The organism is Streptomyces sp. NPDC043427 (assembly GCF_056436655.1).
This window is the reverse complement of record NZ_JBWKCC010000002.1, coordinates 241439-249356: the sequence shown is the minus strand read 5'-3', so window position 1 is coordinate 249356 and position 7918 is coordinate 241439. Positions and strand designations below refer to the sequence as shown.

The 7918-nt window shown below is 71.3% G+C and carries 8 protein-coding genes; 4 read left to right on the top strand and 4 right to left on the bottom strand.

Annotated features, from left to right (window positions below; genetic code table 11):
• The first annotated feature begins 117 nt into the window (after positions 1 to 117).
• The 3 genes from AC067M_RS05005 (at position 118) to AC067M_RS04995 (ending at position 3217) form a co-directional block, all read left to right on the top strand.
• Entirely contained in the window at positions 118 to 1668 is a 1551-nt protein-coding gene (locus AC067M_RS05005; protein WP_478695563.1) for a S1C family serine protease, read from the top strand.
• 167 nt (positions 1669 to 1835) lie between these two features.
• The gene (locus tag AC067M_RS05000) at positions 1836 to 2288 is read left to right on the top strand and encodes a sec-independent translocase (protein WP_478695562.1); all 453 of its coding nucleotides are present in this window, start codon (positions 1836 to 1838) and stop codon (positions 2286 to 2288) included.
• Between the two features lie 269 nt (positions 2289 to 2557).
• Positions 2558 to 3217 carry a hypothetical protein gene (locus tag AC067M_RS04995; protein ID WP_478695561.1) on the top strand — a complete coding sequence of 220 codons (660 nt, stop codon included), beginning with the start codon at positions 2558 to 2560 and terminating at the stop codon, positions 3215 to 3217.
• A 157-nt stretch (positions 3218 to 3374) separates the two neighbouring features.
• Here AC067M_RS04995 and AC067M_RS04990 read toward each other — a convergent pair whose 3' ends face one another.
• From AC067M_RS04990 to AC067M_RS04980, 3 genes are read right to left on the bottom strand one after another with little or no spacing between them, the layout of a single operon-like run.
• On the bottom strand, positions 3375 to 4508 hold the full coding sequence (locus AC067M_RS04990; RefSeq protein WP_478695560.1) for an Mrp/NBP35 family ATP-binding protein: 1134 nt from the start codon (positions 4506 to 4508) through the stop codon (positions 3375 to 3377).
• Positions 4509 to 4550: 42 nt separating this feature from the next.
• Positions 4551 to 5135 (bottom strand): DUF1003 domain-containing protein, encoded by a 585-nt coding sequence (locus AC067M_RS04985; RefSeq protein ID WP_478695559.1) that lies wholly within the window; start codon positions 5133 to 5135, stop codon positions 4551 to 4553.
• Positions 5119 to 6408: a magnesium transporter MgtE N-terminal domain-containing protein gene (locus AC067M_RS04980; RefSeq protein WP_478695558.1), complete on the bottom strand. Its 1290-nt coding sequence runs from the start codon at positions 6406 to 6408 to the stop codon at positions 5119 to 5121. The genes AC067M_RS04985 and AC067M_RS04980 overlap by 17 nt, the downstream gene beginning before the upstream one ends.
• 202 nt (positions 6409 to 6610) lie before the next feature.
• On the opposite strand from AC067M_RS04980, the gene AC067M_RS04975 reads away from it, so the two are divergent.
• A complete protein-coding gene (locus AC067M_RS04975; protein WP_478695557.1) occupies positions 6611 to 7393 on the top strand; it encodes a hypothetical protein in 783 nt (260 codons plus the stop codon).
• A 4-nt stretch (positions 7394 to 7397) separates the two neighbouring features.
• Here AC067M_RS04975 and AC067M_RS04970 read toward each other — a convergent pair whose 3' ends face one another.
• Positions 7398 to 7916: a hypothetical protein gene (locus AC067M_RS04970; protein WP_478695556.1), complete on the bottom strand. Its 519-nt coding sequence runs from the start codon at positions 7914 to 7916 to the stop codon at positions 7398 to 7400.
• Positions 7917 to 7918: the final 2 nt, after the last annotated feature.

The window sequence follows — 7918 nt, the reverse complement described above, 5'->3', positions numbered from 1 at the left end:
CGGTGATGCGGCCCCCTCCGCCCCCCCCCCCCCCCCCCCCCCCCCCCACCCCCCCCCCCCCCCCCCCCCCGCCCCCCCACCCCCCCCCCCCCCCCCCCCCCCCCCCCCCCCCGGCCCATGGCTGCCGACGTGCCTGCCCCACAGCCCGCTGCCGCCGATGCGCAGGCCACGCATCTCTCCTCTCCCGTGGCCCTCGACCAGCCGCACGGCACCGAGACGCCGACGCCCGGTGTCACGGGCGCGCCCGCCTCGCATGCCCCTGCTCCCGCGCCCCTCGGCCGGCCGCAGGGCACCGTGGCGCCGATGTCCGCCGCCACGCAGGCCTCACATCCGCCCGGTCCTGTGCCCGCCGGCCCCCCGCCACCCCAGAGCGGCCCCCCTGCCACCCCACCGCCCCCCGCTGTCCTCGTCGATGCGTTCCCTCAAGACGCACCGTCTCCGGCGGCGCCGGACGCCCCCGCCGATCCCTGGCAGCGCTACGACCCCTGGGCGGCCACCCCCATTCCCGGCGCTCCCCTCCAGCAGACCGGGGCCGCTGTGCTCAGTCAGGAGCAGCGGCGCAGGCGGGGGAGGAAGGTGCTTGTGGGTGGGGCTGTGGTGTTGGCGCTTGTGGCCGGCGGCATCGGGGGCGTCGTAGGGGCGTATTTCGAGCGGAACGGTGGGGTCGGGGCGGTGGAGCTGCCGCAGGCCGCCGCCGAGCCGGCCGGGCGGGCGCCGGACAGTGTCGCCGGGATCGCCGCTCGGGCGCTGCCCAGCGTGGTGACCCTGCATGTCAGCGGCAGCAAGGAGCAGGGCACCGGAACCGGCTTCGTGCTCGACACCCGCGGGCACATCCTCACCAACAACCACGTCGTCGAGCCCGCCGGGGACGACGGGCAGATCACCGTCGTCTTCAACGGGGGCGAGACCGCCAAGGCCGAGGTCGTCGGACACGACAGCGGATACGACCTCGCGGTCGTGAAGGTGACCGGCGTGACGGGCCTGAAGCCGCTTCCGCTCGGCAACTCCGACAGCGTCCAGGTCGGCGACCCCGTCGTCGCCATCGGCGCCCCCTTCGACCTGGAGGGCACCGTCACCTCCGGCATCATCAGCGCCAAGGAACGGCCCATCACGGCGGGCGGCGAGACCGGCGACGCGAGCGACGTGTCGTACGTCGACGCCCTGCAGACCGACGCCCCGATCAACCCCGGCAACTCCGGCGGGCCCCTCCTCGACTCGCGCGCCCGCGTCATCGGCATCAACTCCGCCATCCGCTCCTCCGACGACGGCTCCGAGACGGACGGCGCGCAGGCCGGCTCCATAGGACTCGGCTTCGCCATACCCGTCAACCAGGGCAAACGCGTCGCCGAGGAGCTGATCAACACCGGCAGGGCGACGCACCCGGTCATCGGTGTCACCCTCGACATGGACTACTCCGGCGACGGCGCCCGTATCAACACCAAGGGCCACGACGGCGGCCCCGCGGTCACCACGGGCGGCCCCGGCGCCCGGGCCGGCCTCAAGGCGGGTGACGTCATCACCGAGGTGGACGGCCAGAGGGTCCACTCCGGCGAGGAACTCATCGTCAAGACCCGCGCCCACCGCCCCGGCGACCGCCTCCGGCTGACCGTCGAACGCGACGGCAAGGAGAGGACGGTCTCCCTGGAGCTCGGCTCCGCGGGCAGCTGAGCAGCGATTGACAGAAACCTCACAGGCGCTGGCCGAAACACACCCCGACAAGGCAAACAACGCGAAAAACCGGTCGGCTGCCCACACGCGGACAGCTCGGGACGGTACCGGTCGGACGGGTGCGACAGGTACCGTGGACCCGGCCCGGACATCGCAAGGAGCTTCAGGTGTTCAATGACATAGGACCGCTCGAGCTGATTACGCTCGTTGTCCTTGCCGTGCTCGTCTTCGGTCCGGACAAGCTCCCGAAGGTCATCCAGGACATCACGCGGACGATCCGCAAGATCCGCGAGTTCTCGGAGAGCGCCAAGCAGGACATCCGGACGGAACTGGGTCCGGAGTTCAAGGACTTCGAGTTCGAGGACCTCAACCCCAAGACGTTCATCCGCAAGCAGTTGGACAACGACGAGCTGGGGCTCAAGGAGATCCGCAACGGCTTCGATCTGAAGAAGGAGATGGCCGAGGTCACGGACGCCGTCCACGGCCGCGAGTCGGAGACCTCGGCTTCTTCCTCGTCCTCGTCCTCCTCCGGTTCCTCGTCCGGCCGCATCGACATGTCCAAGAAGCCGGAGGAGCCCGGCAAGGACGACCGCCCGCCCTTCGACGCGGACGCCACCTGATCGACGTACCCCCACCGCACTCGCACCGCGGAGCCGCACGTCAGAGACGTGCGGCTCTTCGCGTGCGTGACGCGTCTCATACGGCACCACGGCCGCGCACGACGTGAACGCGCTGTCGGAGCGACCCACGCGCCGGGCGGTTTCCCCGCAGCTCGGAGCGGGGTGGATATGCTGCCGTGTTGTTGTGCGGGCCGTACGCGAACCAGCGACGCCGCCCGAAGGGGGGCGGGCCGCTTCGGTCCGACGAGAGCGAGGAGGCGTCCGGGCACATGGAGACGACAAGTCAGGCAGTCGCGCAGGCGCCGGCCGCGGAGGGCGGACAACAGGTCCCCTCCGCCCGGCGCACCGTCGACGGCTACCTGCTGGCGCCCTTCCCGTGGTACGGCCTCGACGAGGCCTTCACGGGGCCGCGCTGGCTGATGCAGGTCGGGACGGCGGCCGACGGGGCCGTGGAGCACGGTTCCATCGGACACGGTGACGAGCCCTCCGTACGCAACGAGTCGACCGCGGAGGACCGGGAGAAGTTCGCGGTCGTCGTGACCGTCGCGGCGAATCCCGTGCGGCGCAGCGCGGACGGTACGGGGCTGCTGGAGGCCACGTCGGTGGCCTCGGCGGCGTGGCTCGCGGGTGTGGGACTGCTGTCCTTCACCTGGCCCGGGCACATGGACCACAGCCTGCGGGACGACTGGCTGGATCAGCAGACGGAGACGGCGTGGGCGCTGGCCGACGACCTGGCCGGGCCGGAGTGGTCGACGCTGTCCCTGCCGGTGGACGGGACGCCGACGCCCTTCCACTACCGGGAGTCCGAGTTCGGTTGGGTGCTGGCCGGGTCCACGGAGGCGGGGGTGCATGTGGGGGCGTACGGCAGAGGGATGAGTGCGTACGGTCTCGGGTTCGCCGTGATCAAAGACGTTGCCGCGTACGCATGATGTGACGTTGCCGCGTACGCATGATGTGAAGGGGCGCCGTTGGATTCGGCGCCCCTTCACCGTAGGCCTTCAGACCGTGTGGCGACTGCGGGTCCCTCGTGGCTTGTCGCGCAGTTCCCCGCGCCCTGGCGGTGTTGCCCTGGCGGTGTTGCGAAGTTCAGAACTTGTTTTTCGGGGTGATCCCCAGCGACAGGCCCGAAAGGCCCCGCTGGCGTCCGCCCAGCTTCCCCGCGATCGCCCGCAATGCCGAGCCTGCCGGACTGTCCGGGTCGGTGAGGACGACGGGCTTGCCCTCGTCGCCGCCCTCGCGGAGGCGGACGTCGATGGGGATGTTGCCGAGGACGGGGACGGAGGCGCCCGTCGTGCGGGTCAGGCCGTCGGCGACCGTCTGGCCGCCGCCCGTGCCGAAGACGTCGACCATCTCGCCGCAGTGGGGGCAGGGCAGGCCGGACATGTTCTCGACGACGCCGACGATCTTCTGGTGGGTCTGGACGGCGATGGAGCCCGCGCGCTCGGCGACCTCGGCCGCCGCCTGCTGAGGCGTGGTGACGACGAGGATCTCGGCGTTCGGGACCAGCTGGGCCACGGAGATGGCGATGTCGCCGGTGCCGGGCGGCAGGTCCAGGAGGAGGACGTCCAGGTCGCCCCAGTACACGTCCGCCAGGAACTGCTGGAGGGCGCGGTGGAGCATCGGGCCGCGCCAGACGACCGGGGCGTTGCCCGGGGTGAACATGCCGATGGAGATGACCTTCACGCCGTTCGCGGACGGCGGCATGATCATGTTCTCGACCTGGGTGGGGCGCCCGTCGGCGCCCAGCATGCGGGGCACGGAGTGGCCGTAGATGTCGGCGTCGACCACGCCGACCTTCAGGCCGTCGGCCGCCATCGCCGCCGCCAGGTTCACCGTCACCGACGACTTGCCGACGCCGCCCTTGCCGGAGGCGACCGCGTACACGCGGGTGAGGGAGCCCGGCTTGGCGAAGGGGACCTCGCGCTCGGTCTGGCCGCCGCGCAGGGCGCTCGCCAGTTCCTTGCGCTGCTCGTCGCTCATGACGTCGAGCGTGACGTCGACGCGGGTGACGCCCTCGACCCCCGACACCGCCTCCGTCACGCGCTGCGTGATGGTGTCGCGCATCGGGCAACCGGAGACCGTCAGGTACACGGTGACCGCGACCGCTCCGTCCGCGCCGATGTCCACCGACTTGACCATCCCGAGTTCTGTGATGGGTCGGTTGATCTCGGGGTCGTTCACCGTCGCCAGTGCTTCGCGCACCGCGTCTTCCGTAGCCATAGGACGATGGTACGGCGCCGTACCGGGGCGTAGGAAAGGTCGTCAGCGGTCGTCTGCGTCACGTCCGTGTGACCGTTCCGCCGGGAATACGACATGGCCGTCGTGGCGCCCGTCCAGTTCCTTGACGAGATCCTGCAGCTCCGAGCGGATCCAGTCGCGCGTCGCGACCTCTCCGAGCCCGATGCGCAGCGCGGCGATCTCCCGGGTCAGGTACTCGGTGTCCGCGATGGACCGCTCGTTCTGCTTGCGGTCCTGTTCGAGGTTGACCCGGTCGCGGTCGTCCTGCCGGTTCTGCGCGAGGAGGATCAGCGGGGCCGCGTAGGAGGCCTGGAGCGACAGCATCAGCGTCAGGAAGATGAAGGGGTACTCGTCGAAGCGCAGGTCGTGCGGCGCGAAGATGTTCCACACCACCCACAGGATGATGACGACCGTCATCCAGACGATGAACCGCCCGGTGCCCAGGAAGCGCGCGATGCGCTCCGACAGCCGGCCGAAGGCCTCCGGGTCGTACTCGGGCAGGATCCGGCGGCGCGGGGGGCGCGGCTGGTCGAGCCGGGGGCGCGTACGGGTGGTCGCCGTGGCGCCCGCCGGGGTGCGCTCGCGGGTGCTCTCACGCTCCGGTGCCATCGGTCACACCCCCCTCGTCCAGGTGGAACTCCGTCTCCCGCCAGTCCTCCGGCAGCATGTGGTCCAGTACGTCGTCCACGGTCACCGCGCCCAGCAGCGACCCGGACTCGTCGACGACGGGCGCCGCGACCATGTCGTACGCGGCGAAGAACCCGGCGACCACGGGCAGCGCCGCGTCCGGCTCCAGAGGTTGCAGATCCTCGTCGAGGATCGAGCTGACCAGGGTGTACGGCGGGTCGCGCAGCAGGCGCTGGAAGTGGACCATGCCGAGGTACTTGCCGGTGGGCGTGTCGTCGGGCGGCCGGCAGACGTAGACCTGGGCGGCGAGCGCGGGGGACAGGTCGGCGTTGCGGACCCGGGCCAGGGCGTCGGCGACGGTCGCGTCGGGCCGCAGGATGATCGGCTCGGTCGTCATCAGACCGCCCGCCGTGTGCTCCTCGTACGACAGCAGACGCCGCATGTCGGCCGCGTCGGCGGGCTGCATCAGGCTCAGCAGCCGCTCCTGCTCCTCCTGCGGCAGTTCGGAGAGCAGGTCGGCCGCGTCGTCGGGGTCCATGGCCTCCAGGACGTCGGCGGCGCGCTCCTCCTTCAGCTTGCCGAGGATCTCGATCTGGTCGTCCTCCGGGAGCTCCTCGAGGACGTCGGCGAGACGGTCGTCGTCGAGGGCGGCGGCGACCTCGGCCCGGCGTTTGGGGGAGAGGTGGTGCAGCATGTTGGCGAGGTCGGCGGGGCGCAGCTGCTCGAAGGTGGCGAGGAGGCTCTCGGCGCCCTGCCCGTGCTCCTCCAGGGAGAAGCCGGTGACGGCGGACCACTCGACGGTCAGGCTCTCGCCCTTGCTGCGCCGGAACGCTCCGCCCTTGCGGCCCTTGCGCACGAAGACCCGGTCGATCTCCCACTCCCGGCGGGCCGGCAGCTGCTGCACCGACAGGTCGAGCACGTTGACCTCCTCGTCGGTCTCCACGAGCGTGACGCGCCGGTCGAGGAGTTCGCCGAAGACGAGGCGTTCGGTAGGCCGCTGTTCGAAGCGGCGGACGTTGAGTACCCCGGTGGTGATGACCTGTCCGGACTCGATGCTGGTGACCCGGGTCATGGGCAGGAAGATGCGGCGCCGCGTGGCGAGTTCGACGACCAGGCCGAGCATCCTCGGCGGCCGCCGCCCGACGCGCAGCATGACGACCAGATCGCGTACACGCCCCACCTGGTCACCGTTGGGATCGAAGACGGCGACACCGGAGAGGTGCGAGACGAAGATCCGGGGGGCGCCGGCTGCCATGGCTGTGCTTCCTTTTCGTACCGCGTGTCGAAGGGTGAGTTCCTTTTCCGTATTGCCTGCTCGGGTGGGCTTCAGGCTAGCCCGTCCCGATCGGAAACGCCCTGGTGGCCGGTCCGGACAGGCTGGCTCCGCCGAGCGGCCGCAACCCCGGTACGCTGCCGTACGCCGTTCAGGACACCCCCGCAGAAAGGCAGCCCCACCTGTGACTGCGATTCCCCAGGGCCGTACCCGCCGGGCCACGCTGGTGAGCGCCATGTGCGCACTGGTCGTGACGGGAACGGGCCTGACGGGCTGCGGGGGCGAGGATCCCGACGCCGGCACCAACGGGGTCGGCAAGCTGCCCGCCCCGCAGATCCAGTCGAAGACCCGGGCCGCCGCGGACGCGGCCCCGGCGGTGCGCCTGTCGGGCAGCGTGGTCACCAGCGGGCGCACGTACAAGCTCGACATGCGCCTGAAGGCCGACGGCGGCAGCGGCTCCGTCACCTCGCAGGGCGCCGAGTTCCATCTGCTGCGCGTCGGCGAGGAGCTGTACCTGAAGGCGAGCGCGGAGTTCTGGAAGCACGAGGACGGCAAGGAGAGCGGAAACGGGGACGGCAAGGGTGACGCCGACGGCTCGGACACGGCCGCCGCGGACAAGCTGGGCGGCAAGTACGTGAAGGTGCCGCAGGGCGACCCCTCGTACAAGAGGTTCAGCGGTTTCACGGACAAGGACGTCCTCCTCGACAGTCTGCTGACGCTGCACGGCACGCTGGGGACGGAGGGCCACCACGAACAGGCGGGCGTCCGCACCATCCGCATCACCGGGGACAAGGGCTCCGGCGGCACGCTGGACGTCTCCCTGGAGGGCACGCCCTATCCCCTGCGCCTGGTGCGGGCCGGAGGCGCGGGCACCCTGACCTTCGCGGCCTGGGGCAAGGACTTCGCCCTGACCGAGCCGGGGAAGGACGAGACGGTCGACTACGGCAAGCAACTGCCCACGTCGTGACCGACTATGTCCGTTTGCGCTTCTTCTTCACCAGCAGCCGCGGAAGCCCCGCGGGGATCGCCTGACGGGTCGTCGCCGGCGTCGGCACCGGGGCCTCGGCCAGGGAACCGTCGGGCAACGGCAGGGTCGCCCCCGTCGGTTCCAGACGCAGCACCCGGCACTCGCGTGCCCAACGCTCCGTCATGGCCTCCCCGTCGGGCGCGTTGAGGCGCTTGCCCTTGAGCTCGGCGACGGCGGCCGCCCAGTCCTCGGAGTCCGGCGCGAGCTGGACGACCCTCGCCGTCCAGGACACCAGCCGGCCGCCCTTGTCCTTGCTGCGGACCGTCACCTCGGCCTCGGCCCCGTCGGCCAGCCCGGGCAGCGGCTGCTCCCCGGGCCCGTCGCCCACCAGGCAGGCCGCGCCCTCGTGCCACACGTGCCACAGCGCACGGGCCGCCGGAGCGCCGGCGCCCCTGACCCAGACGAGGCCGGACTTCTTCGTGGCCTCCTCGACGAGGGCCTGGTCGAGCAGCTCACTTGTCATGG